Origin of the sequence: Paraburkholderia susongensis (assembly GCF_900177725.1) — a bacterium.
Classification (GTDB): Bacteria; Pseudomonadota; Gammaproteobacteria; order Burkholderiales; family Burkholderiaceae; genus Paraburkholderia; species Paraburkholderia susongensis.
Genome location: NZ_FXAT01000001.1, coordinates 63,123 through 89,392 on the forward strand (window position 1 = coordinate 63,123; position 26,270 = coordinate 89,392).

At 64.6% G+C, this 26,270-nt stretch carries 23 protein-coding genes; 14 read left to right on the forward strand and 9 right to left on the reverse strand.

Annotation, left to right across the window (positions count from 1 at the left end; translation table 11 throughout):
- The first annotated feature begins 19 nt into the window (after positions 1 to 19).
- The 4 genes from B9Z01_RS00280 to B9Z01_RS00295 all read left to right on the forward strand — a co-directional run bounded on the left by B9Z01_RS00280 (position 20) and on the right by B9Z01_RS00295 (position 4,081).
- The gene (locus B9Z01_RS00280) at positions 20 to 1,753 is read left to right on the forward strand and encodes a ClcB-like voltage-gated chloride channel protein (protein ID WP_085480270.1); all 1,734 of its coding nucleotides are present in this window, start codon (positions 20 to 22) and stop codon (positions 1,751 to 1,753) included.
- A 202-nt stretch (positions 1,754 to 1,955) separates the two neighbouring features.
- Positions 1,956 to 3,293, forward strand: coding sequence for a C45 family autoproteolytic acyltransferase/hydrolase (locus B9Z01_RS00285; protein ID WP_085480271.1), 1,338 nt, complete (start codon positions 1,956 to 1,958; stop codon positions 3,291 to 3,293).
- Positions 3,294 to 3,563: 270 nt separating this feature from the next.
- Complete coding sequence (locus tag B9Z01_RS00290; RefSeq protein WP_085480272.1) at positions 3,564 to 3,818, forward strand: hypothetical protein; 255 nt, start codon at positions 3,564 to 3,566, stop codon at positions 3,816 to 3,818.
- Positions 3,819 to 3,850: 32 nt separating this feature from the next.
- On the forward strand, positions 3,851 to 4,081 hold the full coding sequence (locus B9Z01_RS00295; protein ID WP_085480273.1) for a DUF2795 domain-containing protein: 231 nt from the start codon (positions 3,851 to 3,853) through the stop codon (positions 4,079 to 4,081).
- Positions 4,082 to 4,132: 51 nt separating this feature from the next.
- On the opposite strand, the gene B9Z01_RS00300 is transcribed toward B9Z01_RS00295, so the two are convergent.
- A complete protein-coding gene (locus B9Z01_RS00300; RefSeq protein WP_085480274.1) occupies positions 4,133 to 5,206 on the reverse strand; it encodes a LysR family transcriptional regulator in 1,074 nt (357 codons plus the stop codon).
- Positions 5,207 to 5,471: 265 nt separating this feature from the next.
- On the opposite strand from B9Z01_RS00300, the gene B9Z01_RS00305 reads away from it, so the two are divergent.
- The gene (locus tag B9Z01_RS00305) at positions 5,472 to 5,684 is read left to right on the forward strand and encodes a hypothetical protein (protein ID WP_085480275.1); all 213 of its coding nucleotides are present in this window, start codon (positions 5,472 to 5,474) and stop codon (positions 5,682 to 5,684) included.
- Positions 5,685 to 5,835: 151 nt separating this feature from the next.
- On the opposite strand, the gene B9Z01_RS00310 is transcribed toward B9Z01_RS00305, so the two are convergent.
- A complete protein-coding gene (locus B9Z01_RS00310) occupies positions 5,836 to 6,453 on the reverse strand; it encodes a TetR/AcrR family transcriptional regulator (RefSeq protein WP_085480276.1) in 618 nt (205 codons plus the stop codon).
- Between the two features lie 219 nt (positions 6,454 to 6,672).
- On the opposite strand from B9Z01_RS00310, the gene B9Z01_RS00315 reads away from it, so the two are divergent.
- From B9Z01_RS00315 to B9Z01_RS00335, 5 genes are all read left to right on the forward strand, one after another.
- The gene (locus B9Z01_RS00315) at positions 6,673 to 7,821 is read left to right on the forward strand and encodes an efflux RND transporter periplasmic adaptor subunit (RefSeq protein ID WP_085480277.1); all 1,149 of its coding nucleotides are present in this window, start codon (positions 6,673 to 6,675) and stop codon (positions 7,819 to 7,821) included.
- On the forward strand, positions 7,818 to 10,946 hold the full coding sequence (locus tag B9Z01_RS00320; protein ID WP_085480278.1) for an efflux RND transporter permease subunit: 3,129 nt from the start codon (positions 7,818 to 7,820) through the stop codon (positions 10,944 to 10,946). Before B9Z01_RS00315 ends, B9Z01_RS00320 begins: the two co-directional genes overlap by 4 nt.
- A gap of 2 nt (positions 10,947 to 10,948) precedes the next feature.
- Positions 10,949 to 12,562 (forward strand): efflux transporter outer membrane subunit, encoded by a 1,614-nt coding sequence (locus B9Z01_RS00325; protein WP_085480279.1) that lies wholly within the window; start codon positions 10,949 to 10,951, stop codon positions 12,560 to 12,562.
- Positions 12,563 to 12,724: 162 nt separating this feature from the next.
- Entirely contained in the window at positions 12,725 to 13,084 is a 360-nt protein-coding gene (locus B9Z01_RS00330; RefSeq protein ID WP_167387408.1) for a YcxB family protein, read from the forward strand.
- Between the two features lie 162 nt (positions 13,085 to 13,246).
- A complete protein-coding gene (locus tag B9Z01_RS00335) occupies positions 13,247 to 13,507 on the forward strand; it encodes a hypothetical protein (RefSeq protein ID WP_085480281.1) in 261 nt (86 codons plus the stop codon).
- 29 nt (positions 13,508 to 13,536) lie between these two features.
- On the opposite strand, the gene B9Z01_RS00340 is transcribed toward B9Z01_RS00335, so the two are convergent.
- A complete protein-coding gene (locus B9Z01_RS00340) occupies positions 13,537 to 16,038 on the reverse strand; it encodes a penicillin-binding protein 1A (protein ID WP_085480282.1) in 2,502 nt (833 codons plus the stop codon).
- A gap of 511 nt (positions 16,039 to 16,549) precedes the next feature.
- Here B9Z01_RS00340 and B9Z01_RS00345 point away from each other — a divergent pair.
- The 3 genes from B9Z01_RS00345 (at position 16,550) to B9Z01_RS00355 (ending at position 19,566) form a co-directional block, all read left to right on the forward strand.
- Positions 16,550 to 17,089: a hypothetical protein gene (locus tag B9Z01_RS00345; protein WP_085480283.1), complete on the forward strand. Its 540-nt coding sequence runs from the start codon at positions 16,550 to 16,552 to the stop codon at positions 17,087 to 17,089.
- A gap of 444 nt (positions 17,090 to 17,533) precedes the next feature.
- Positions 17,534 to 18,214: a PspA/IM30 family protein gene (locus tag B9Z01_RS00350; protein WP_085480284.1), complete on the forward strand. Its 681-nt coding sequence runs from the start codon at positions 17,534 to 17,536 to the stop codon at positions 18,212 to 18,214.
- Between the two features lie 173 nt (positions 18,215 to 18,387).
- A complete protein-coding gene (locus B9Z01_RS00355) occupies positions 18,388 to 19,566 on the forward strand; it encodes a tetratricopeptide repeat protein (RefSeq protein WP_085480285.1) in 1,179 nt (392 codons plus the stop codon).
- A gap of 140 nt (positions 19,567 to 19,706) precedes the next feature.
- Here B9Z01_RS00355 and B9Z01_RS00360 read toward each other — a convergent pair whose 3' ends face one another.
- Positions 19,707 to 20,375 (reverse strand): TetR family transcriptional regulator, encoded by a 669-nt coding sequence (locus tag B9Z01_RS00360; RefSeq protein WP_085480286.1) that lies wholly within the window; start codon positions 20,373 to 20,375, stop codon positions 19,707 to 19,709.
- A gap of 187 nt (positions 20,376 to 20,562) precedes the next feature.
- Between B9Z01_RS00360 and B9Z01_RS00365 the strand changes: the two genes are divergently transcribed.
- A complete protein-coding gene (locus B9Z01_RS00365; RefSeq protein ID WP_085480287.1) occupies positions 20,563 to 21,564 on the forward strand; it encodes an alpha/beta fold hydrolase in 1,002 nt (333 codons plus the stop codon).
- Between the two features lie 40 nt (positions 21,565 to 21,604).
- Here the strand turns inward: B9Z01_RS00365 and B9Z01_RS36605 are convergent, their stop codons facing one another.
- The 5 genes from B9Z01_RS36605 to B9Z01_RS00385 form a co-directional block, all read right to left on the reverse strand.
- A complete protein-coding gene (locus B9Z01_RS36605) occupies positions 21,605 to 21,727 on the reverse strand; it encodes a hypothetical protein (protein WP_275937481.1) in 123 nt (40 codons plus the stop codon).
- Positions 21,728 to 21,924: 197 nt separating this feature from the next.
- Complete coding sequence (locus B9Z01_RS00370) at positions 21,925 to 22,743, reverse strand: ABC transporter permease subunit (protein WP_085480288.1); 819 nt, start codon at positions 22,741 to 22,743, stop codon at positions 21,925 to 21,927.
- Positions 22,740 to 23,672 carry an ABC transporter permease subunit gene (locus B9Z01_RS00375; RefSeq protein ID WP_085480289.1) on the reverse strand — a complete coding sequence of 311 codons (933 nt, stop codon included), beginning with the start codon at positions 23,670 to 23,672 and terminating at the stop codon, positions 22,740 to 22,742. Before B9Z01_RS00375 ends, B9Z01_RS00370 begins: the two co-directional genes overlap by 4 nt.
- Positions 23,669 to 24,835: an ABC transporter ATP-binding protein gene (locus B9Z01_RS00380; RefSeq protein WP_244195890.1), complete on the reverse strand. Its 1,167-nt coding sequence runs from the start codon at positions 24,833 to 24,835 to the stop codon at positions 23,669 to 23,671. The genes B9Z01_RS00375 and B9Z01_RS00380 overlap by 4 nt, the downstream gene beginning before the upstream one ends.
- A 94-nt stretch (positions 24,836 to 24,929) precedes the next feature.
- Entirely contained in the window at positions 24,930 to 26,030 is a 1,101-nt protein-coding gene (locus tag B9Z01_RS00385) for a polyamine ABC transporter substrate-binding protein (protein ID WP_085480291.1), read from the reverse strand.
- Positions 26,031 to 26,270 lie beyond the last annotated feature (240 nt).

Below are 26,270 nucleotides of genomic sequence, written 5' to 3' on the forward strand. Positions count from 1 at the left end.
CACGCCCCGTACCGTCGACGTGCTTTCATTCCTGCTGAAGCTGCGCACCCGCGCCCAACACCTGTTCCGCCTCTCCGAAGCCCACACGATGCTGGTCTGGTCGGTCGTGGTCGGCATTGCCGGCGCGTTTGCGACCATCGTGTTCCGCGAGGCGATCGCGCTGCTGCAACTGGCAATCACCGGCCGCTCCGGCAGCTTCGTCGAAATGGCCCGCGGCCTGCCGTGGACCATGCGCATCTGGCTGCCGGCGGCGGGCGGCCTCGTCGCCGGTTGCCTGCTGCTGATCGCGCAGCGTCACGCCGACAAGGGCTCGCACACCGACTACATGGAAGCGGTCGCGATCGGCGACGGTGTCGTGCCGGTCAGGTTGAGCCTGTGGCGCAGTGTGTCGTCGCTGTTCACGATCGCGAGCGGCGGCTCGATCGGCCGCGAAGGTCCGATGGTGCAACTGGCGGCGCTCGGCGCATCGCTGATCGGCCGATGGGTTCACTTCGACCCGTCGCGGCTGCGCCTGCTGGTCGCATGCGGCGCGGCGGCCGGCATCACGTCGGCGTATAGCGCGCCGATCGCGGGCGCGTTCTTCGTCACCGAGATCGTGCTCGGCTCGATCGCGATGGAGAGCTTCGGACCGATCGTCGTGTCGGCCGTGGTCGCCAATATCACGATGCGCGAATTCACCAGCTACAAGCCGCCCTATGAAATGCCGGCATTTCCGACGGTGGCGGGCCCCGAAGTGCTGCTGTTCGTCGCGCTCGGCGCGCTGTGCGGCGCGGCGGCGCCGCAGTTCCTGCGGCTGCTCGATGTGTCGAAGACGGGCTTTCGCAAGCTGCCCATGCCGCTGCCGTTGCGGCTCGCGCTCGGCGGTCTCGTGGTCGGCATCATCTCGACGTGGGAGCCCGAGGTATGGGGCAACGGCTACAGCGTCGTGAACTCGATCCTGCATTCGCCGTGGACGTGGTCCGCGCTCGTGCTCGTGCTCGTCTGCAAGCTCGTGGCCACCGCGGCGACGGCCGGCTCCGGCGCGGTCGGCGGGGTTTTCACGCCGACGCTCTTCGTCGGCGCGGCGGTCGGCTCGCTGTTCGGCCAGGGCATGCACGAGCTGTGGCCGCATGCGACGTCCGCGTCTTACGCGTATGCGATGGTCGGTATGGGCGCGTTTCTCGCCGGTGCGACCCAGGCGCCGCTGATGGCGATCCTGATGATCTTCGAGATGACGCTGAGCTACCAGGTCGTGCTGCCGCTCATGGTGTCGTGCGTGGTCGCGTATTTCATCGCGCGCGCGATCGGCAAGACCTCGATGTACGAGATCACGTTGCGCCGCAATCGCGAGGAACAGGAGCGCTCGCGCCTGCGCGCGACGCAGATGCGCGAGCTGATCCGTCCCGCGCAAACGGTCGTGCCGCCCAACGCGACCGTGCACGACATGACGCGCGTGTTCCTCGAATATCCGGTCAAGTATCTGTACGTCGCGAACGAAGCGGGCGCGTTTCTCGGCGTGGTCGCGCTAAAGGACATCACGTCCGATCTGCTCGACAAGCGCGACACTTCGACCAGGACCGCCGCCGATTATCTGCAGCCGCATTTCGACGTGCTGACGCCCGACATGTCGCTCGGCGTCGCGTTGCAGCACTTCATGGCGTTTCAGGGCGAGCGGCTGCCGGTGATCGAAAGCATCGCGCATCCGAAACTCGAGGGCGTGGTCTACAAGACTTCGCTGCTCGATGCGTACTTCCGCATGAATCCGTCGCCCTAGGGCCTGTTCACGCTAATTGCGGAGTTGCGCTGGCCGCGAGTGATTTCTCCCGAACAGAGGAACGGCTGCGCGCGCTTCTCCCGGCGCCATGCAAAGCGCTGCAGATTTTCTACAATGGACAAACCGCCGCGGCATCCGCCACCGGCGCGCGTGACGCGAAGAAAGGGCGTTTCGAGACGCCCGCCGTCCGACCGGAGCGAAGATGAGCGAACCGTCCCCCGATGCCGTGCGCCGCGACCAGGCCGGCTGGATTTTCGTGCATATCCAGGGCGAGCCCTACGATCGCGGCGAGCAGCACGGCCAGTTGCTCGCCGATGAAATCAGGAACGCGATCCGCACCGCCCGCTACCTCGCGAAGTGGGACACCGGCGAAGAATTCGACACCTTCGTCGACGCCGCGACGAGCCAGTTCGCGAGCAAGCTCGACACCGAATTCGCCGACGAAATCCAGGGCATCGCCGACGGCGCGAAGCTGCCGTTCGCCGAAGTGCTCGCGTGGAACGGCTACATGGATCTGCTGCAGAGCTGGTGGCCGAGCCACGTGGCGCAACAGCAGCCGCATCTCGGCGTGAAGCCGTGGCGCGGCCGGCGCGGCCATCATTGCAGCGCGTTCATCGCGACCGGCAATGCGACACGCGATGGCCGCATCGTGATGGCGCACAACTCGTGGGACCGCTACGCGGCGGGCGACGCTTTCAACGTCGTATTCGACATCGTGCCGGACCGCGGCAATCGCATCCTCATGCAAGGTCTGCCGGGCTGCATTTCGAGCCTCACCGATTTCTGGGTCACGGCAGCCGGCCTGATGGTGACCGAAACCACGATCTCGAACTTCGCGGGCTACAACGCAGCGGGCGCGCCCGAGTTCTACCGCTCGCGACGCGCGTCGCAGTATGCGAACAGTATCGGCGAATGGTGCGAAATGTTTTCGTTCGCAAACAACGGCGGCTATGCGAATAGCTGGCTGCTCGGCGACACCAAGACCGGCGAGATCGCGCGCTACGAACTCGGGCTGCACTATTCGGGTTTCGAAACCACGAAAGACGGCTTCTACAGCGGCTACAACACCGCGACCGATCTGAAGATCCGCAACCAGGAATGCATCGGCGAAGGAGAGGACTATACCGACGTGCGCAAGAACGGCGCGCGGCGCCTGCGCTTCATGCAACTGGAGGAAATGCATCGCGGCAGGATCGACGTCGAGCTTGCCAGGGAAATGATCGCCGACCATCACGACGTCTATCTCGACCGCAACGACAACCCGTGCTCGCGCACGATCTGCGGACATCTCGAACTCGACGACGCGCGCTTCGGCGGCACCGATCACGGGCCGTTCAATCCGTGGGGCGCGAATGACGGCAAGGTGGTCGACAGCGAAATGGCGCGTGAGATGGCGTTCACCGCACGCTGGGGTCATCCGTGCGGGCGGCCGTTCGACGCGCAGGCGTTCATGAAGCGCCATCCGCAATGGAACTGGCTCAACGGCTATATGCGCGACCGCCCGTCGTGGCCGTGGACGCGTTTCGACGCGCTGCGCTAGGACCGGGTCGAGCCCTTACCTCGGCGCTATCCTGCGCTAACCCGCGCTAACCCGCGTTGAGCGCCGTTGCCGCATTCGTGCCATCATCTGAAACCTACAATACGGTTTTGTCGCAAATGTGCGCGCATTGCAATATTTGCCAACTAAGATGGTAAATGAGCGCGGGCCGCGCATTGCCACGCCGCCTGTAGCTTGCGCTTTCCTTTCGACGCGGGGACGGCACAGGGATTGCTCAACTGTCAGCGCCGCATGAGCTTAGGAGGTCGGGCGATGAAAACCTCGACACTGTTGACCATGGTGACGCTGTCCGCCTCGTGCTTTGCCGCCCCGATTCACACCGCGCCGGACAGCGCGGATTCCACCACGCTCGCCCAACGCGCCAATGCCGCGCCGGTCGCCCCACCCGCCCCTGATGTCTCGAGCACCGACGACAACCGTCCGCAGCAATGGGAGCATATTGCGCTGCCAAAATCGCGTCATCTCGAGCGCAGCCTGACTGGACAGAACGAGCATCTGCAGACTTGAGGGCAGTGTGGCCTGGCTATAGGAGCATGCGCATGAGTGTCTCGGGCATCCCCGGCGAATCGATCGATCTGCAGATTGCAGACCTTCTCAGCGAAGTCCGGTTTCCCACCAACAAGGACGCGCTCGTCGACGCCGCGCGCGAAGCTGGCGCGAGCAACGAGGTGCTGTCGATGCTCGACGGCATGCCGGAACAGGATTACGTCGATATCGCGTCGGTCACGAGTCTGATTGGCGGCAACTATAGTCCGGGACTAGGCGCATAAACACGACGCTTACGACAGCCCCCCTGCCTCGTTGCCCAGCACCCCGCTCCATCAGAACTGCGATGACGCCGCGACCCGCGCACGCGGCACGCGCGGCAGACGGCGCGCCGGTTCTCCGGCTTCGTGACTTTCCTCCGACAGTTCGGGGCGAGCGAGATCGCCTGGCGAGGTCAACCCGGCTGCCGGCCGCGCGGCAGACACCCGCGCCGCACTGCGTGAATCCCGCGTGAGCCCGCTACCCGGCTGGAAATGGTCGACCAGATGGTCGATGAAAGTCCGCACCTTCGCCGGCAGATGCAGCCGGCTCGGATAGGCAATCGTGATTTCGATGGGTGGCAGACGGTAGTCGTCGAGCAGACGCACGAGCCGCCCCGAGGCCAGATCCCGTCCGATCAGATAGCTCGGCAGGATCGCCACGCCCATGTCCAGCAACGCGAATTGCCGCAGCATCTCGGCATTGTTCGCCGCGATCGCGTTGACCGGCCGTACCCGCACTTCGCCATCCGGTCCGATGAACACGCGCTCCTCGCCGCCCTGCTCGGACGGCCGGCTCAGACACGGATGTTTCAGCAGATCCTCGGGGCGCGTCGGCGTGCCGTGCCGCTCCAGATAGGCGGGTGTCGCGCAGACCGTCATGTAGCCGGTCGTCAATCGCCGCGTGACGATGCTCGCGCTGCGCATGTGCCGCGCGACCAGAATGCCGACATCGAAGCCTTCTTCGACCAGATCGACGTGACGGTCGGCGAGCGTGACGTCGGGCACGACGTCCGGATAGCGCGCCGCGTACGACTGCACCACCGGCGCGAGGCTATGCAGCCCGAACACCACCGGTGCGACGATGCGCAGCGTGCCAACCGGCTCGTGATTGCGCGCCACGACCATCTGTTCGACGCCTTCGAGGTCCGCGAGAATGTGGCGCACGCGTTCCAGGTAAGTCGCGCCGGATTCAGTTAGCGAAAGACGGCGCGTGGTGCGATTGAGCAGACGCGTGCCGAGCCGTGCTTCGAGATCAGCCACGTGCCGCGTGACCACCGCGGTGGACAGATCCAGCGCGCCTGCCGCGCCGACGAAACTGCCGAGGTCCGCCACCTTGACGAACACACGCATCGACTGCAGTTGATTCATGGGACGACTCCTGCCTCGGTAAAGCCGGGCCGGCGCAAACCTGCCGCCTGTCGACCCACGCGGCACGAGCGCACGCGGGTTTGCCCAACGATTCGATTGTATCGACCCGATCATGTCCCAACCCTGACCCGTACATGACATTCCAGTCAGGTTGGCGAGGTGTGACCGCCGCGCCACTATTGCAGCGTCTATTGTGGATTTTAGCTAGGTATAAACCCTAGTCAACTGGTAACATAGCGGCCAAAGGAAATTACCGCTTACCGCTATGTCACATCGTTTTCAGCTTCTGGAAAAAATCGCGTTTTCGCTGGTTTGCTGGTCCGCCGCGGCCAGCTCGGCCTACATCGCTTATGAGCGCTGCCCGGACATCAAGGTCGCCCTGCACGCCGGCGAGAAAATTCTCAGCAATAGCGGCCAGTACGCGTTCGCGTGCCCGGCGCCTGCCGCCGACATGTGCGCGCAATTGCCGGCCGACTGATTCGCTGTTTCTGTTTTGTCGTATCTGACGCGCGATCCAGCCTGGGTCGCGTGTTTGCGTGGCGCGGCCTGACGCTTGCGCGCTCTGCCGCCGGGCCTCACGCCCTCGAGGGAACCCCAGCGCGGCCCCTTTCTCCTTCCCCACCTGAAACTCAAGCCTCGCGCCCGAACACCACGCGCGAGAAAAACCCCGCCAGCACCGCTTCGACCTGCTCCGTCGGCACGTTCTGCGGATCGACCATGTAGAAGAACTGCACGCCGTCGCACAAGCCCATCAGGCCAATGGCGAGCTGATCGGACGGCATCAGCATCGGTGTGCCGACTCGCGCCGAAAACTCGCGGATATACGCGCTCAATTGTTCGAGCTTCTCGTGCATGAACGCGTTGAAGCGCAGCCGGAAGCGGCCGTCGCGCACCGCGAGCAGCTTCGCCTCGGCCCACAGCAGAAAGCACTTGTTCTCGCGATGCAGCGTGCTGTAGTAGCGCAGCACGCGCGCTTCCATTTCCTCGCGCGATGCCGCGCTCTCGAAGATCGCGTGCAGGTCCGCCTGCATCGTTTCGTGATCGCGCCGCAGCAGTTCCAGAAAGAGTTCGTTCTTGCTGCGGAAGTTCGAATAGAACGCTCCGCGCGTATAACCCGCAGCCCCCGCAATGTCTTCGACGCTCGCCGCAACGAAGCCCTTTTTCATGAAAATTGCCTGCGCAGCGTCGAGCAGACGCCCCCGCGTCTGGTCCTTGCTTTGCTCTCTTGTCAGTCTTTGACGTTTCATGGGCGCCAGTCTAGCACCGAAAAGAATTCCAATTCACATCGACATTCAAATACAGGTGTGTATTAGAATGCATAACATCACTCCAAGTCAGATTCGTATGCTATTTGCATAAGCGGGCATGCGAGTCCTCGCTGGCGGGCCGCTGCGGCTTGCCGTGTTCGTTTGCTGTCTCCAGTTGGGGTAATTGTGAAGCGTCCCGGTTCTCCCGCATCACCTGCGATGCGCCAGCAGTCCCCCACGAACATGCGTGCTGGCCTCTTTCTGCGCACGTGCGCCGTCGCGCTGGCCGGCACCGTCGCTCTCGCGGCCTGTTCGAAGAAAGAAGCCGCGGCGCCCGCGCCGCGTCCCGTGGTGGCCGTCGCCGTGCATGCGGACGGTGAGGCGCTGCAGGCGGCCTCTCTGCCCGGCGAAGTGCAGGCACGCTATTCGACGCCGCTGTCGTTTCGCGTCGCGGGCAAGATCATCGAGCGGCGCGTGCGGCTCGGTGATGTCGTGAAAAGCGGCGAAGTCGTCGCGTTGCTCGACCCGGCCGACGCGCAGAAAAACGCCACTAGCACGCAGGCGCAGCTCGACGCCGCGCAACACAACCTCGTCTATGCGCAACAGCAACTCGGGCGCGACAAGGCCCAGGCGAAGGAAAACCTGATTGCGCCGGCGCAGCTCGAACAGACCACCAACGCGTATGCCGCCGCGCTCGCGCAGCGCGATCAGGCACAGCAGCAGGCGGCGCTCGCGAAGAACCAGTTGCAGTACACGACGCTCGTCGCCGGTCATGCGGGCTTCATCACGGCGGAACAGGCCGACACCGGCCAGAACGTAACGGCGGGCCAGGCCGTCTACAACCTCGCGTGGAGCGGCGACACCGACGTGCTGTGCGATGTACCGGAAAGCGCGCTCACCGCGTTCGCGGTCGGACAAAACGCGAGCGTCACGCTTGCCGCCTTGCCGGGCCGCAAGTTCAACGCGCGCGTGCGCGAACTCTCGCCCGCCGCCGATCCGCAAAGCCGCACCTGGCGCGCGCGGCTTACGCTCATCGACGCCGGACCCGACGTGCGCCTCGGCATGACCGCCGACGTGACGCCGGCCCTCCCGCTCGCCGCGGCGGCCGCGGCACACGGCGTCTTCACGCTGCCCGTCACCGCGCTCTTTCACGACAGCCGCCAGCCGGCCGTCTGGGTCGTGCGCGCCGCGGACAACACGCTCGAGTTGCGCCGCGTGACGGTCATCCGCTACAACGAGCGCACCATCGTCGTGAGCCAGGGTTTGAAGGACGGCGAAAGCGTCGTGCTGCAAGGCGTGCACACGGTGAGCGCAGGCGAAAAAGTCCGTGCGATCGCGCCGCTGCATCCTGAGGACTTCGCTTCATGAGCACACCGCATGAAGAAGGACGCTTCAATCTCTCCGCGTGGGCGCTGCGCCATCAGGCGCTGGTGGTTTTTCTGATCGCGCTCGCCACCGCGTTCGGCATCCTCGCCTATACGCGGCTCGCGCAATCCGAAGACCCGCCCTTCACGTTCCGGGTGATGGTGATCCGCACGTTCTGGCCGGGCGCCACCGCGCGCCAGGTGCAGGAACAGTTGACGGACCGCATCGGCCGCAAGCTGCAGGAAACGCCGTACATCGATTTCGTGCGCAGCTATTCGCGCCCCGGCGAATCGCTGATTTTCTTTTCGATGAAGGACTCGGCGCCGGTGAGCGAGGTGCCCGAAACCTGGTATCAGGTGCGCAAGAAAGTCGGCGACATCGCGGCGACCTTGCCACCCGGCATTCAGGGCCCGTTCTTCAACGACGAATTCGGCGACGTCTACACGAACATCTACACGCTCGAAGGTGACGGTTTTTCCGCCGCGCAACTGCACGACTACGCAGACCAGTTACGCACGGTGCTGCTGCGCGTGCCTGGCGTCGGCAAAGTCGATTATTTCGGCGACCCCGACCAGCACATCTACATCGAGATCAGCAACACGCAACTCACGCGCCTCGGCATCTCGCCGCAGCAGCTCGGCCAGGCGATCAACGCGCAGAACACGATTGCGCCCGCGGGCACGCTGACCACCGCTGACGACCGCGTGTTCGTGCGCCCGAGCGGCCAGTTCAACGACGTCAACGCGCTCGCCGACATGCTGATCAGCATCAACAACCGCACGTTCCGTCTCGGCGATATCGCGACGATCAAGCGCGGCTACGACGACCCGGTCGTCACGCAGATGCGTTTCGGCGGCAAAGCGGTGCTCGGCATCGGCGTGACGATGCAGCCGGGCGGCGACGTGATCCGTCTCGGGAAGGCCCTCGATCAGCAGATGACGCAGTTGCGTGCGGCGCTGCCCGTCGGCCTGAAGCTCGTCGAAGTGTCGAGCATGCCGCACGCGGTCGCGCGCTCGGTCGACGACTTCCTCGAAGCGGTTGCCGAAGCGGTCGGGATCGTGCTGATCGTGAGCCTCGTGTCGCTCGGCGTGCGCACCGGCATGGTCGTCGTGATCTCGATTCCCGTGGTGCTCGCCGTCACCGCGCTGTGCATGTACCTGTTCGACATCGGCCTGCACAAGGTGTCGCTCGGCACGCTCGTGCTCGCGCTCGGCCTGCTCGTCGACGATGCGATCATCGCGGTCGAAATGATGTCGGTGAAGCTCGAGCAAGGCTGGAACCGCGCCCGCGCAGCAGCCTTCGCGTACACGAGCACCGCGTTTCCGATGCTGACCGGCACGCTCGTGACCGTCGCAGGCTTCCTGCCGATCGCGCTCGCGAAATCGAGCACCGGCGAATACACGCGCTCGATCTTCGAGGTCTCGGCGATCGCGCTGATCGCGTCGTGGCTCGCGGCCGTCGTGCTGATTCCGCTGCTCGGGTATCACATGCTGCCCGAGCGCAAACGTCACGCGCACGAGGCCGAGGATCACGAACACGATATCTACGACACGCGCTTTTACCAGCGCCTGCGCGGCTGGATCGGCTGGTGCATCGAGCGGCGCTTCGTCGTGCTCGCGATCACCGTGCTGCTGTTCGTGCTCGCGATGGCGGGCTTCGGGCTCGTGCCGCAACAGTTCTTCCCAAGCTCCGATCGCCCGGAATTGCTCGTGGACGTGCGCCTGCCCGAAGGCGCGTCGTTCGACGCCACGCTGCGCCAGGCGAAGCGCCTGGAAAAAACGCTCGAAGGCCGTCCCGAGATCGATCACTCGGTGAGCTTCATCGGCACCGGCGCGCCGCGTTTCTATCTGCCGCTCGATCAGCAATTGCAGCAGCCCAATTTCGCGCAGTTCGTGATTACAGCGAAGTCGGTCAAGGACCGCGAAAAGCTTGCGCAATGGCTCGAACCGCAATTGCGCGACAACTTCCCGGCGATCCGCACGCGCCTGTCGCGCCTCGAGAACGGGCCGCCGGTCGGCTATCCGGTGCAGTTCCGCGTGAGCGGCGACGACATCGCGACCGTGCGCTCGATCGCCGAGCGCGTCGCCGCGACGATGCGCGCGAACGGCGGCACGCGCAACGTGCAGTTCGACTGGGACGAACCCGCCGAGCGCTCGGTGCGCTTCGAGATCGACCAGAAACGCGCGCGCGAACTCGGCGTGACCTCCGAAGACATTTCGAGCTTCCTCGCGTTGACGCTGTCCGGCTACACGGTCACGCAGTACCGCGAACGCGACAAGCTGATCAGCGTCGATCTGCGCGCGCCGCGCGCGGAACGCGTCGACCCGTCGCAGGTGACCGCGCTCGCGATGCCGACGCCGAACGGCCCGGTGCCGCTCGGCACGCTTGGGTCTCTGCGCAACGACCTCGAATACGGTGTGATCTGGGAGCGCGACCGACAGCCGACCATCACCGTGCAGTCCGACGTCGCGCCCGGCGCGCAGGGCATCGACGTCACACATGCAGTCGACCGCACGCTCGGCCCGATCCGCGCAGCGCTGCCGGTCGGCTACCGGATCGAGATCGGCGGCTCGGTCGAGGAAAGCGGCAAGGGCCAAACGTCGATCATCGCGCAGCTTCCGATCATGGTGATCGCCGTGCTTACGCTGCTGATGATCCAGCTGCAAAGCTTCGCGCGCGTGCTGATGGTCGTGCTGACCGCCCCGCTCGGCCTGATCGGCGTGGTGCTCACGCTGCTGCTGTTCGGCCAGCCATTCGGCTTCGTCGCGATGCTCGGCGTGATCGCGATGTTCGGCATCATCATGCGCAACTCGGTGATTCTCGTCGATCAGATCGAGCAGGACATCGCCTCGGGACACAAGCGTTTCGATGCGATCGTCGGCGCGACCGTGCGGCGTTTCCGGCCGATCACGCTGACCGCCGCGGCCGCCGTGCTCGCGCTGATTCCACTGTTGCGCTCGAACTTCTTCGGGCCGATGGCGACCGCGCTGATGGGCGGCATCACGAGCGCGACGATCCTCACGCTGTTCTATCTGCCCGCGCTGTACGCCGCGTCGTTCCGCGTGCGAACCGACGAGCGCGAGCCGCAGGCGCCGTCCGGTTCCGGCGCCACGCATACGGGTAACTGAGCATGAGTACGAGCAAAAGCGTGGGTACTTCCGCACTGTCCTGTCTGTTCTGTTTGTCCCCTTTGTGCCGCGCCGCGCGTCTGCCGCATCAGGCCCGCGCACCGCGCGTCGACGCATTGGCCCGCGCCACGCTCACTACGTTCGCCGCGAGCCTCGCGTGCGCGCTCGCCGCGTGCTCGTTCGGGCCGAACGGCGAACCGCCCGCGATGCCGCAGCCCGCGCACTACGGCGCCGAAGCGCTGCCCACGCAGACCGTGCCCGCGCAAGGCGTCACGCAGCAGTTCGTGAACGGTGCACAGCCGGTGCCCGAATGGTGGAAGCTGTATCGCTCGGATACGCTGAACGCGCTCGTCGACGAAGGCTTGCGCAACAGTCCGACGCTCGCCGCCACCGACCATACGCTCGCCGCCGCGCGCGAGCAGTTGCGCGCGCAGATCGGCAGTTCGCTGCTGCCGACTATCGACGCGGGCGGCCAGGCAACGCGCAATCGCGCGCTCGCGATTCCCGAGGCCGGGCCGAACACGTTCCTGTACGACGTGTTCGTCGGGCAGTTGCAGGCGCACTACACGTTCGATCTGTTCGGCGCCGAGCGTCTCGCGAACGCGGCGCTCGCCGCGCGCGTGAACGTGCAGGTCTACCAGCTCGATGCCGCGCGCCGGGCGCTTGCCGCGAACATCGTGACGGCGTCCATCACGAGTGCCGCGCTGCACGCGCAGATCGACACCACTGAACGGCTCGTCACGCTTGCCAACGATCAGGCACGCGACACCGCGCGGCGCTATGAGCTCGGCGCGGTATCGCATGCCGATCTGCTGAATGCGCAACAAAGCGCGGCGAGCGTATCGGCGAGCCTGCCGGCGCTCAAGCAGCAATGGCTGACGACGCGCCACGCTCTGGCGGTACTGCTCGGCCGCACGCCGGACGCCGCCCCCGATGATCTCGATCTCGCGCAACTGCATGTGCCCGAACAGGTGCCCGTGGTCGTGCCGTCGGATCTGCTGCGCTCGCGGCCCGACATCCAGGCCGCCGACGCCGCGTTGAAGGCCGCCGCGGCCGATGTCGGCGCCGCCACCGCGCAGATGTTCCCGAGCCTGTCGCTCTCGGCGTCGATGGGACAAGGCGGCTTTAGCTGGCCGGTCGCGCTGTCCGGCGCGGGCGCGATCTGGAGCATCGGCGCGTCGCTGTCGCAGCCGCTCTTTCACGGCGGCGCGCTCGTCGCGCAGCGTCGCGCGGCGCAGGACACGTACGAAGCCACGGTCTCGCAGTACAAGCAGACCGTGCTCGCCGCTTTCCAGAACGTCGCCGATACGCTCGCCGCGCTCGAACACGACGCGCAGTCGCTCGATGCGGCCAACGTCGCCGCGCGCTCGGCGCAGGGGGTGTTCAACGAGACATCGGCGCGCTACCGGCTCGGCGCGCTGCCGGTCGCATCGACTCGTTCGAGCGAGCAGCAGTGGCGCAACACGCAACTCGACGAGATCCGCTATACGAGCTCGCGTCTGACCGATACGGCCGCGCTGTTCCAGGCGATGGGGAATCCGCCGGCTGAGGCGGGGGCGGCCGCTGGTGCGTCTCCGGCGACAGCGACGGCGGCGAATGCGGGCACATCCAACTGAACCCGGAATGCCGTGTGGACGACGGCTGACTTATCCCCAGTTTATGTTGATGAGCCTGTTGAAAACTCTCTGATAAGCGGGCTAAGGTATTGTGCGGATTGGGGTTGGGTTGTCTGGTGCGAAACGACGGCCATTCATTGGAAATAGAGCGACGACATGATAATGAGCCGCATCAATTCCTGGCTGCTTGGGCGCCTGCCATCACGCAGACTCTCTTTCGCACTCTCGCTGAGCAACGAGGGTCTCATCGTGAAGAACCCGCAAGGCGAGCAACGCATTGCCTGGGACGATATTGTTGAAATCGTCGCTACGCGGTCCGAGCAATTGATCGGGAGCACTATCCTGTTGCTCATCGGGCTGAACGATGGCCGTACCCTGACTGTGACCGAAGACGATTCAGCCTGGCATGACCTGACGATGATGCTATCGGCGCACCTCGCGGGCGCAAAACCCTACGAGGGGTGGGCGCTTCAGTCCGCTTTTTCCGACGAGGTGCCGCGCATCGAGGTATTTCGGCGTTGATCCCTGCGCTGATGGCACGGTAGGCTGCCATAACCGGCCGGCTTAGGAATCCTCCTGCTCATCACCCGTGTCCCACTGCTTAGACTCGGCATACCTTCCATAAACGATACCCTCGGAAAATCTCAGGCATACGCGCATATGGCTGGATCGAGGTCGTTGCAAATGGCAACACTTGCCCGTAAAGCAGCCAAGGTGCTGCTGTTCTGCGGATTGTATCGTTTAGCGATTCGGTACATTCACACCTATCCGATTCCAATGACGTTGCAGCAGCAGCAAGATTTAATTGTGATCGCTCAGGAATTCGGAGTTGCCGATACCGAACTGTTTTATATCCTTGCAATGATGGTTATCGACCTGATCGTTACCATCGTGGCGTACTCGATCCTGATGAGAATCTGGCGGCGCTATCGCGCGAAAAAGTAAAAAAGCCCCGTCAACGGGGCTTTCCTGCATCACGGCTTGTTCGACTCGAACAAATCCATGATCTGCTTCTTCTCGCTCGACGACACGCTCGGCGGCGGCACCACCGGCGGCGTCATGCCCGCCGGCCCGACTCCGCCGACCGCGTCGCTCGCGCCCGCTATCGGGTTCGCCGAATCGAGCCCGATGCTCGCGACGAAGCCATGTCCCGGCAGCATGTCGGTAAAGAACAGTTCGCCGTCCATCGCGGTCACGCCGTCGGGCTGCTGCGGCTCGGCCTGCGGAACGCCACGCAGCGCGCGCTGCATGTACTCGACCCAGATCGGCAGCGCGAGCTGCGCGCCGAATTCGCGGCTGCCGAGACTCTTCGGCTGGTCGTAGCCCATCCACGCGACTGCGACGAGCGACTGCTGATAACCGGCGAACCAGCCGTCCTTCGCGTCGTTGGTCGTGCCGGTCTTGCCCTGCAGGTCCGAGCGATGCAGCACATTGGTGCCCGCGCCCGTGCCCACGGTCGCGACCGAATGCAGCAGGCTGTTCATCACGTACGCGTTGCGCGGATCGAGCGTGCGCGGCGCGCTTTGGCCGGCCACGAGCGGCTGCGCGCGCGACAGCGGCACGCCGCGCGCATCGGTCACTTCGCTGATCAGATACGGATTGATCCGGTAGCCGCCGTTCGCGAACACCGAGTACGCACCCGCCGACTGCAGCGGCGTGACGAGGCCCGCGCCGAGCGCCATCGGCAGATACGGCGGCGTCTTGTCGGCATCGAAACCGAAGCGCTGCGTGACGAAGTCCTGCGCGTACTTCGTGCCGATGAACGACAGAATGCGGATCGACACTAGGTTCTTCGACTTCTGCAGCGCGGTGCGCATCGACATCGGACCGTCGGGCTGGTCGTCGTCCTTCGGCTCCCACGCGTCGCCGCCCGGCGTGCTCGGCGGGAAGTACAGAGGCGCGTCGTTGATGATCGTCGCCGGTCCGAGCCCCTTGTCGAGCGCGGCCGAATAGATGAACGGCTTGAAGCTCGAACCCGGCTGGCGCCATGCCTGCGTCACGTGGTTGAACTTGTTCTTGTTGAAGTCGAAGCCGCCGATCAGCGCGCGGATCGCGCCGTCCTGCGGCGTGAGCGACACGAGCGCGCCTTCCACCTGCGGCAGTTGCGTGATCTGCCAGTTGCCCTTGTCGTCGGCGACGAGGCGCACGATCGAGCCCGGCTTGATGCGCAGCGTCGCGGAGGCGCGTGGGCTCAACGCGGCGGCGACGAAACGCAGGCCATCTCCGGACACCTTCACCTGCGTGCCGTCGACCAGTTGCGCGACCACCTGCTTCGCGCTCGCGTCGGTCACCACACCGGCGATGATCTCGCCGTTGTCGGGGTGATCGGTGAGCGCGTCGTCGATCGTCTGGTCGCGGTCGTCGCCGGGTTCCGGCAATTGCACGAAGCCTTCCGGCCCGCGATAGCCGTGGCGCCGCTCGTAGTCCATCACGCCCTTGCGCACCGCGCGATACGCGGCGTCCTGATCGGCCGAGTCGATCGTCGTGGTCACGTTCAGGCCGCGCGTGTAGGTTTCGTCCTTGTACTGCGCGTACATCATCTGCCGCACCATTTCGGCGACGTACTCGGCGTGCACGCTGTACTCGTTGCCCGGATTCGTCGTGTGTATCTCTTCCTTGACCGCCTGGTCGTACTGCTCCTGCGTGATGTACTTCAGCTCGAGCATGCGCCGCAGGATGTACTCCTGGCGGATCTTCGCGCGCTTCGGATTGACGACCGGGTTATACGCGGACGGCGCCTTCGGCAGCCCCGCGAGCATCGCGGCTTGCGCGAGCGAGATGTCCTTCAGATCCTTGCCGAAATACACGCGCGCGGCCGCGGCGAAGCCGTAGGCGCGCTCGCCCAGATAGATCTGGTTCATGTACAGCTCGAGAATCTGGTCCTTCGTGAGCGCGCGCTCGATCTTGTAGGCGAGCAGCATCTCGTAGATCTTGCGCGTGTAGGTCTTCTCGCTCGAGAGGAAGAAGTTGCGCGCGACCTGCATCGTGATCGTGCTCGCGCCCTGCGACGCACCGCCATGCGCGAGATCAGCGAAACCGGCTCGCAGAATGCCGACGAAGTCGACGCCGCCGTGCTCGTAGAAGCGGTAGTCCTCGATCGCGAGCACCGCTTTTTTCATCTGGTCCGGAATGTCCTGGAAGCGCACGAGGCTGCGGCGCTCCTCGCCGAATTCGCCGATCAGCACGTGGTCCGCGGTATAGACGCGCAGCGGCACCTTCGGGCGATAGTCGGTCAGCGCGTCGAGCGACGGCAGTTGCGGCCCCATCACGACGAGCGCGTAGCCGACGATCAGCGCGCCCACCACGACGAGCGTCGCGATCAGGCCGAAGAACCACAGCACGAGCGACGTGCCGAACGAACGGCGGCCGCGCTCTGCGTCACGCGAAGCGGCATTGCGTCCTGGAGTGCGTTGCTGGGAGTCCCGGTCTTTACCGGACGGAGAATGCGAGGAATGCGGTCGTTTGATGATTGGCATGACTGGAATAGTGGGCGCGCAACTGCACGCCTGTCTGCGCGCGCTCGCGGCGCGCGCATGGGTCGTGATCGAGCATCCTGGCCGGGGCGTACGCCGCCGTGCGAACCCTTGCCCCCGGCCGGCCGCACGGCACGCCTCGGACCCTGTCCGGCGCAACGTAACAGCGCATTTTAAAGAAATCAGACGCGGTCCAAGGCAGTTTTTTTGTAAGAATTCCCTTCGCGGCGCGGTTTGCCGGGGTAAGAACCTGTAATTTCTGGCAGTGCGCGGCGCGGCCCGCGCACGACGCGTAAGTTATGCGGGGTTATCAACAGAAAAGGTGGAAAGATCTGTGGACAAACCGCCTGGAAACGCTACAACTCATTGATGTCACGGGTTTTTCGCTCAGCGCCCGTTCCGCGTCGGTGCAACTCGTCATATGATGAACCCAGCGCGCCACGCCAGGGCGCGCGGCGGCGTATCCCGGAAGCACGCCCTGACCCGCCAATGCCAACAAGCCTGCGAGCCGATCATGACCAAGCCCAGCGAGCGCATCGTCGTATTCGTCACGACCGCACAGAAACGCGCCATCACCGCCACAGCGGAGGATCTGGGCATTAGCGTGAGCGAACTGATACGGCGCGCGGTGCTGAGCTTCGGCGCGACGAGCGAGCAGGTCAAGGCGGCAAGCATCGTCGACCGGCTGCGCGGGCCGCGCGCGCCCGATGCGCTCAACGCGGCGCTGCAGCGGGTGGCGCGCGGAACGCGCCACGCCCCCGCCGCGGATCAGCCGGCCCCGCTGCTGCCCGCGGACGTCGCCGCCGCGCTCGCCGCCCAACAGGACGAGCAGGCGGCCGCGGCAGAAGCCGTCGCGCAAGTCGCGGCAGCCAGCGCCGCCGAAGCCGATGCTCCGGCGCTATCGGAACAGGAACGGGAACGGGAACAGCAGCCGCAGCCGCAACCCGGCGCGCCGTCGCATCCGCGCAATTCGCTCAAGCGCCGGCGCACCGGCAAGACGCCCGACGACGAATCGCGCAGCGACCCGAGCCCGGAAAGCGAACGCTTCGCGTGACGAAAAGCCGCAACGCGTGACGCGGCTCGAATGCACATGCGCGCGCATGCACGGCCGTGAACGAACGCGCTGTTGCACATCGTTACATCGTCGGGGCGGACATGAACGCGCTTGTCGGCAAGGCAAGCCCACACGCCCTGTCAGCGGCTTTTCCGGCGTAGTAAACGTCTTCGCACCGCTCTATCGTTTAAGCCATATTTAAGAGAGCCGATGGTGTAATATCCGCCGTCGAGTCCATGCCCATCGCGGCTTTCAATTGTCAATACATCCATCAACCCGGTATTGCGCCCGAACAATTCAGGGCCGCGCTATTGCAATTGGCCAGTGCGCCCCGAACTCCGGTCCAAACGTTGCGCAGCTTCGCGCGCAGCGGCGTAAAGTAGCAGTTCTAGGCAGTCAGGTGCGCAAGGTATTCGGCGCCGCTTACATTCTCTGGAGGTTTTCATGTCGCTTTTTGACAGCATTTCGCGCACGCTCAAAGGTCTTCTGAACGATGCAGCCGATTCGGTGCAGGATCCGTCGCGCGACTCGCGCCAGATCGTGCGCGAACTCGACGACAGCATCGGCAAGGCTGAGAACTCGCTGATCGAGATTCAGGCACAGGTCGCCACTCAGCAAAGCAAGCGCGATGTTGCCGCGGACAAGGCGAAGAAGTACGAAGACGGCGCGCGCCGCGCGCTGCAGTCCGGCGACGAGGCGCTCGCGCGTGAAGCGCTCGGCGCGCAGGCCACCGCCGAAGCCGAACGCGATGCGCTGACGAAGGAGCTGACCTCGCTCGAGCCGTCGGTCGCGCAGCTGAAGAGCCAGATCGACGACATGCGCACGCGCCGCAACGACCTCAACGCGCGCTCGAACATCCTGCAGGCGAAGCAGCAGATCGCGCAGGCGAAAGATGTCGCGGCCACCGCGCTGGGCGGCATCGGCGGCAAGAATCTGTCCGAGGATTTCCAGAAGCTCGAAGACAAGGTCGCGCTGTCGAACGCGCGTTCGGACGCGCGTCTGAATTCCGCCGACGACAAAAGCGGCAAGGCGCTCGACGACAAGCTCGCGGACCTGAACCGCGGCCCGTCCGTCGACGATCGTCTCGAAGCATTGAAGAAGCAGCTCAACACGCCGGCGCAGTAATTGCCGCAGTAGCCCGCAGTAACTGCGGGCGAGGCGCAGATGGACGTACGCACAGCATTAGCAGTAGCAGTGCATGCCGGTGCATCCACCCCTGGACACACCGGCATACCGGCCGCCACGAACGGCCACCGCAATCGACTGAAGGAGGCGGGCGCCCCGCGCCCGGTCCGCCCATGAAAAAATTTCTCGCAACCGCTTTCGCCTCGCTGCTGCTCGTGTCGGCCGCCGCGTTCGCGGTGCCTACGGTTCAGCAAATCGAATCGGCGATGTCGCAAGGCAACTGGCAGCAGGCCGACGCCGGCCTCACCGAAGTGCTGCAAGCGCATCCGAACAACGCCCGCGCGCACTATCTGTACGCCCAGGTGCTCGATCGCGAAGGCCGGTACCCCGAAGCGCTCGAGCAGGTGCAACAGGCAAAGACGCTCGATCCGCAGATCCGCTTCACCGACCCGGGCCGCTTCGCGCAAACCGAAGCGCGCCTGCGCCGCGATGCGCAAAGCGCGGGCGGCAACGTCACCCGTCACGCCGCGAATCCGTTCGCGCAGCAGAATGCGCCTGCTGTGCAGCAACAGTCGGCGATGATCTCGCAAGCGCAACAACGGCATGGTCCGGGGGTGGGTATGTGGATCGGTATCATTGTTCTGCTCGTGGGAATCGCACTGGTGCTGCGCTGGACTTTGCGCCGCGCCCGCACACAGGAAGATTCGCGCGCCGACGACGATCGCCGCGTGCAATTGAAGCGCGCGACGGACATGCTCAATGCCGTGCGCTCGATCAAGCTCGACGTGAAGCTCTCGACCGCGCCCGGTCATGAAGCGTTGGAGAAGGAAGTCGAAGCGACCGAAGAGCAATTGCGCGGCGTCGCCGAAACGCTGTCGAACGGCAAGAATCCGCTGCCGCCTTATCAGCTCGACGAACTCGAACAGCGTCTCGCGAGCCTGCGCGCGCGCGCCGACGGCCGGCCCGATCCCGCCGCGGCACCGGCTCCCGGCAGCCAGCCATCGGCGTATGCGCAGGAAGCCGAGCGCTTCGGCAGCCCGCAGCCGCCCTATCCGCAGCAGGGTCCGTATCAGCAGCAGCCGCAGGTCATCGTGCAGCAAGGCGGTGGCATGGGCGGCGGCATGGGGGGGCTGTTGACCGGCGTGCTGCTCGGCGAAGCACTGAATCACGGGCGTGATCGCGTGGTGGAGCGCGACGTGCTCGTCGACGACGACGAATTGCGCCGCCGCGGCAACGATGCCTCCAACGGCGGTGGCCTCGACTTCGGTCAGGGCTCCAACGACTGGGACGACAACGGCGGCGGCATCGACATGGGCAGCAACGACGATTCCGGCGGCTGGACCGACACCTGATCGATCCGCGCCCGATCTGCACCGTTGGATGCCGCGTAGATGTCGCGAAGCATCGAATGAAAACAGGCTCCCCAGGCTCCCTTTCGGAGCCTGTTTTTTTTGCCTGCCGGTTTTGCACGCCGGCCTTGCGCGCCTCACGTCTACGTCGCCCGCCCCGCCCCCGCCGCCTCCTCATGCTGCGCCAGCAGCACCGCCCCCGCAAATAGCCGCACGATGAAACGCGCCGCGTAATCGATCAACGCGGCGCGGCGCGCGGTATCCGCGTCGAGATACTCGGCGGACAGGTGGAACAGTTGCAGCACGATCTGCGTGCAAACTTCGTCGACGGTTTCGCGCGCGAGTCTCGGCATCAGCGCCAGTTGCACGACGTCGTCGGCCATTTCCGCCGACACCTCGTGCAGATTCGCGCGCACCGCTTCGCGCAGCGCGGGCGACGTGCCGTGATATTCGGCGAGCGCGCTCAGAAACGCCTCGCGGTTTTCCTGCGCGAACGCAAAAAAAGCCGCGCACGCACGACGCGGCACGCTATGCGGTTCGTCGTGCGCGGCGAGCCAGCGCTCGCGCCGCAGCATCGGCCGCAGACGCCGGCTCACCGATTCGACGGCTTCGCGCGCGAGGTCGTCGAGCGTATCGAAATGCCGATAGAACGTGTTCGGATTGAGCCCGGCCTCGCGCGCGAGTTCGCGCAAGCCCAGGCTCGCGAAACTGCGGCCGCCGGCGGTCAAGCGCAACGCGGCTTCGATCAGCTTGCGTTTGCCGGGCGGCAATTCCTGCCGGGCGACGAGCGCCGCTTCGGGGACAGAGGTCATGGGATTTCGATCACTACGCGATATGCGCGTTCAGGCGCGTTTGATAGCAGCACTCTAAACGATCTTGACGCGATGTGTACAGTTGTCTACTCTGCGCTTTACGCTGCATGTAGACAAGTGTAGACACGTGACTTGCATAGTTCGGTTTCGCACCGTGCATGCAACGCCGCGCATTGCGATTAAAAACATGACCGACATCGAATCCACCTCGCCCGCTTTCACTGCCCCGCTAGCGCGACGCCCACTCGCCGCGCGCCTTGGCATCACGAGCGTGCCGCGCGACGAACTGCGGCAGCGCTACACGCAAAACGGCTCGAAGTTCGTAAAGATCATGGGCGCCGACGTGCACTATGCCGACGAAGGCCAAGGCGACACGATCGTGATGATTCACGGCTTCGCGTCGTCGCTGCATACGTGGAATCATGTCGCGGACGAACTGAAGCGCGAGCATCGCGTGATCCGCCTCGATCTGCCGCCATTCGGCGTGACCGGGCCGCTGCGCTCGGCAAGCGGCGCGATCGAAACGATGAATCTGCCGACCTACCGCCACTTCATCGACACATTCATGCAGACGCTCGGCATCTCGCGCGCCACGCTAATCGGCAATTCGCTCGGCGGCCTGATTGCGTGGGACTACGCGCTGCGTCATCGCAGCGCCGTCGAGCGGCTCGTGCTGATCGACTCGGCCGGCTTCCCGATGAAGCTGCCGATCTACATCGGCCTCTTCAACAGCGCGCTGGTGCGCGTCAGTTCACCGTGGTGGCTGCCCGAGGCCATCATCAAAAGCGCGGTGCGCAATGTGTATGGCGATCCGCGCAGGATCGACGCGCTCACGCTGCGCCGTTACGTCGAGTTCTTCCACGGCGAAGGCACGCGCGAGGCGATCGGCAGGATGGTGCCCACGCTCGACTTCCGCGAAGTCGACACCGATGCGCTAAAAACGCTCGACGTTCCCACCCTCGTGCTCTGGGGCGCGAACGACCGCTGGATTCCGGGCGCGCACGCCGCCGAATTCGCGCGCCGCATTCCGGGCGCGCAATCGGTCATGTACGCGGGGCTCGGCCATGTTCCGATGGAAGAGGCACCCGAGCGGGTGCTGGCCGATTTGCGCGCGTTCCTGGGAGCGCCAGCGGCCAATGTGCCTGCGAACGGGCATGGCGGCGAAGCGAAGCGCCGCACGTACGTCTGAATTCATGTTTATCCGCCGGCCCCGCTGCGGGCCGGCGGTTTCAGCCGCCCCCGCCGCTCAGCAGCCGCAGCAACTCCCACAGAAACTTGCAGATCATCACGATCAGTTCCCACAGGCGATAAAGCGGCTGCCAGTCCAGAACGCGCGCAAGGCATTCGATCATAGATATCGTCAGAAAAAGTAGCGGCCGCGAAGCCCGGCTCGATCGTCCATTATCGGCCTTGGTGTGCGTGGCGAGACGTATGGGGGCGGCTTGAGGCTCGCCCTTCAAGTATGAGCCTGTGGTGCGTCGGGCGCACGCGGCGGCGTTGACGATGCGCCGCACGGCATGTCGAGCGAACACGACATGCCTGGCAGGCGTCAAACCGCCATCATCGCGCGCTTGCGCTCCGCCCGCTGCATGAAGTAGTTGGCCGCGACCACGCCCACCGTCACGACCGCGATGAACAGCGTCGCGAGCGCGTTCATCTCCGGATTCAGGCCAAGCCGCACGCGCGAGAACACGACGAGCGGCAGTGTCGTCGAACCGGGACCGGACAGGAACGCCGACAGCACGAGATCGTCGATCGACAGCGTGAACGACAGCAGCCAGCCCGACACGAGCGCCTGCGAAATCAGCGGCAGCGTGACGAAGAAGAACACGCGCAGCGGCGTCGCGCCGAGATCGAGCGCGGCCTCTTCGAGCGAGGGATGCAATTCCCGCACGCGCGACTGCACGATGATCGCGACATAGGAAATGCACAGCATCACGTGGCCGATCCAGATCGTGAAGATGCCGCGCCCGGCCGGCCAGCCGATCCAGCGCGCCATTTCGATGAACAGCAGCAGCAGCGAAATGCCCTGAATGACCTCGGGAATCACGAGCGGCGCGTTGATCATGCCCGTGTACAGCGTGAAGCCGCGAAAGCGCCCCATGCGCGCGAGCACGAACCCGGCCCACGTGCCGATGATGACCGACGCGAACGCCGTCATCAACGCGATGCGCAGCGATAGCCACGCCGACGCGATCAGCTCGTCGTCGCGCAGCAGCGCCGCATACCAGCGCGTCGAAAAGCGCGTCCACACCGTGACCAGTTGCGATTCGTTGAACGAATACACGACGAGGCTCACGATCGGGATATACAAAAACAGAAAACCGATGCCGAGAGCAATCAGCTGCAGCGTGCGATTCGGCTTCATTGGCGGCCCTCCTCCAACGCTTTCGCCTGCGCGTGCTGGAACAGCGCCATCGGCACGAGCAGCAGCAGCACCATCGCGCACGTCACGGCGGACGCCATCGGCCAGTCGGCGTTGTCGAAGAACTCATTCCACATCACGCGGCCGATCATCAGCGTGTTCGCGCCGCCGAGCAGCTCAGGAATCACGTACTCGCCGACCGCTGGAATGAACACCAGCAGACACCCCGCGATGATGCCGTTCTTCGAAAGCGGCAGCGTGATCTGCCAGAACGCCTTCCACGGCTTCGCACCGAGGTCGTAAGCGGCTTCGAGCAAGGTCAGGTCCATTTTCACGAGGTGCGCGTAGAGCGGCATCACGAGAAACGGCAGGTACGAATAGACCATGCCGATATAGACGGCCGTATTCGTGTGATACAGCTCGATCGGCGAATGAATGAGCCCGATCGACATCAGGAAATTATTCAGGAGCCCGTTGTTCTTGAGGATGCCGATCCATGCGTACACGCGAATCAGGAACGACGTCCAGAACGGCAGCATCACGGCCATCATCAGCAGATTGCGGGTGGCCGGATTCGAGCGCGCGATGTAGTACGCCATCGGATAGCCGATCAGCAGGCACAGCACGGTCGAGATCGCCGCGACCACGACCGAGTTCACATAGGTCGCGAAATAGAGGCTGTCGGTCAGCAGAAACGCGTAGTGCGACAGGTCGAGCGTGATGTGCAGCGCGCCTTCCGCGAAGTTGACGAGCTGCGTATACGGCGGAATGCCGAGCTGCGAATCGGCGAAGCTGATCTTCACGACGAGCAGGAACGGCACGAGGAAAAACAGCAGCAGCCAGATGAACGGCCCCGCCACCACCGCGGTGCGGCCGGTCAGCTTCAGCCGCCGCACCGGCCACGCAAAAAAGGAAGAAAGCGCTTCTTTCATGACGTCAGCACCACGCCGGCCGATGCGCTCCAGCGCACGTACACTTCGTCGCCCCAGGTGGGTGGATCGATTTCGGTGAGCGCGAGGCTCGTCACGTTCGCGATCACGGTCTTGCCGCCGTCGAGCTTCACGTGGTACAGCGAATAGCCGCCCATGTACGCGATATTCGTGACGACGCCCTTGCCCCAGTTGTACGCGCCCTCGGGCGGCTTGCGCGTGAGCGCGATGCGCTCGGGCCGCACCGAGATCGTCACCGGCATGCCGAGCGGACCGGTGATGCCGTGATTCACGTGCAGGCGGCACGGCAGGTCCGGCGTTTCGATGAACACGTGATCGGGTTCGTCCTCGACCGTATGCCCTTCGAACAGATTGGTCGAGCCGATGAACTCCGCCGAAAAGCGGCTGCTCGGATATTCGTAGACTTCATGCGGCGTGCCGAGCTGCACGATCTGGCCTTCGCTCATCACGGCGAGGCGGTCGGCCATCGTCATCGCCTCTTCCTGATCGTGCGTGACCATCATGCAGGTCACGCCGACCTGGTCGAGAATATTGACGAGTTCGATCTGCGTGCGCTGGCGAATCTGCTTGTCGAGTGCCGACATCGGCTCGTCGAGCAGCAGGAGCTTCGGCCGTTTGACGAGCGAGCGCGCGAGCGCGACGCGCTGCTGCTGGCCGCCCGACAGCTGATGCGGCTTGCGCTTCGCGAAGCGGCCCATCTGCACGAGTTCGAGCGCGCTCTGCACACGCTCCCTGAGCTCGGCCTTCGGCACGCCCTCCTGCTTCAGGCCGAACGCGACGTTCGCCTCGACCGTCATGTGCGGAAAGAGCGCGTACGACTGGAACATCATGTTGACCGGCCGGCGATACGGCGGCAATTGCGCGAGATCTTCGCCGTCGATCAGGATCCGGCCCGAGGTCACGGTTTCGAGCCCGGCCATCATGCGCAGCAAGGTCGACTTGCCGCAGCCGGAGCTGCCGAGCAGCGCGAACAGCTCGCCCTTCTTCACCGACAGATTGACCCCTCTGACCGCCACGGTCTCGCCGAACTTCTTCACGACGTCGACGATCTGGATGAACTGGTCCGCTGCGTCGTCCGAAACGGCGTTCGGGCCCAGGGACTGCGTGCCTGTCCCTGCCAGCGCGCCCGGCTGGTCACTACTCATCATAATGCTGCTTCACTCCGGCGTTTGACGAACAAAGCCCCCGGTGAACACCGGGGGCTTCATGATGACGCTGACTCCCGCTTCGCGCCCGCGCTCAGCGGCCGGACTTGAATTCGGTCCACAGCCGCGTTTGCAGCCGCTGGATTTCCTGTGGCAGCGGCTTCAGCAGGAACAGCGTCTTGATGGTTTCAGGCGACGGGTACACGGCCGGATCGTTCGCGACGTCCTTGTCCACGTACTTGCGCGCTTCCATGTTGACGCTCGGGTAGTACACGGCGTTGGTGATCGCGGCGTGCACCTGCGGCGTCTCGATGTAGTTGATCCATTCGAGCGCGGCTTCCTTGTGCTTCGCGTCCTTCGGAATCGCCATCACGTCGAACCACACCGGCGCGCCGCCCTTCGGAATGAAGTACTCGATCTTGTAGGGCTTTTTCGCTTCGACCGTGCGATGCTTCGCGATCACGACGTCGCCCGACCAGCCGTACGCGAAGCAGATGTCGCCGCCGACGAGGTCGTTGATATAGCCCGACGAGTTGAACTGCGTGATGTACGGGCGGATTTTCTTGAGCATCTCGAGCGCGGCGCGGTAGTCGGCCGGGTTCGTGCTCATCGGATCCTTGCCCATGTAGTGCAGCGCGGCCGCGAACATCTGGTCCGGTGCGTCGAGCACCGATACGCCGCAAGCCTTCAGCTTCGAGATGTTTTCCGGCTTGAACAGGATGTCCCAGTTATCGAGCGGCGTGTCCTTGCCGAGGATCTGCTGGACCTTCGTGACGTTGTAGCCGAGGCCGGTCGTGCCGTAGGCCCAGGGCACCACGTACTTGTTGCCCGGATCGGCGCCGGCGACGAGCGCCATCAGCGACGGATCGAGGTACTTGAGGTTCGGCAGCTTCGATTTGTCGAGCGGCTCGAAGATGCCCGCGGCGATCTGCTTGCCCGCGTAGTTGCTGGTCGGCACGACGATGTCGTAGCCCGAGTTGCCGGTGAGGAGCTTCGCCTGCAGCGTGTCGTCGCTGTCGTAGTTGTCGTACTTGACCTGAACGCCGGTCTGCTTCGTGAAGTTCGGGATCGTGTCCTTCGCGATGTAGTCGGACCAGTTATACACGTTGAGCTGCGTGTCTTTCGCAGCGGCCGTCAACCACGGCGCCGCGCACAAGATCAGCGCCGCCACCCGCCCCACTACCCGTCTGTTCATCCCGTTCTCCGATCCCGTCGTCACTCAAGCCGCTGCGTCACGCGCGGCCCCCTGAAAACCCCGAAAACTACCACCAATTATTGCGCGGTCCAAAAAAAACGCGGCGCTGTCGCGCAAACGGTACAGGCGCGGGCGGCAGCACTGCAAAATGGGCGCAATTTTAACGGGTTATGGGCGCGTGTCTACCGAAAAATAAGCGCGCGGCGGCGGCGTGGCAACGGCTTTGCGCCGATCTTGCGG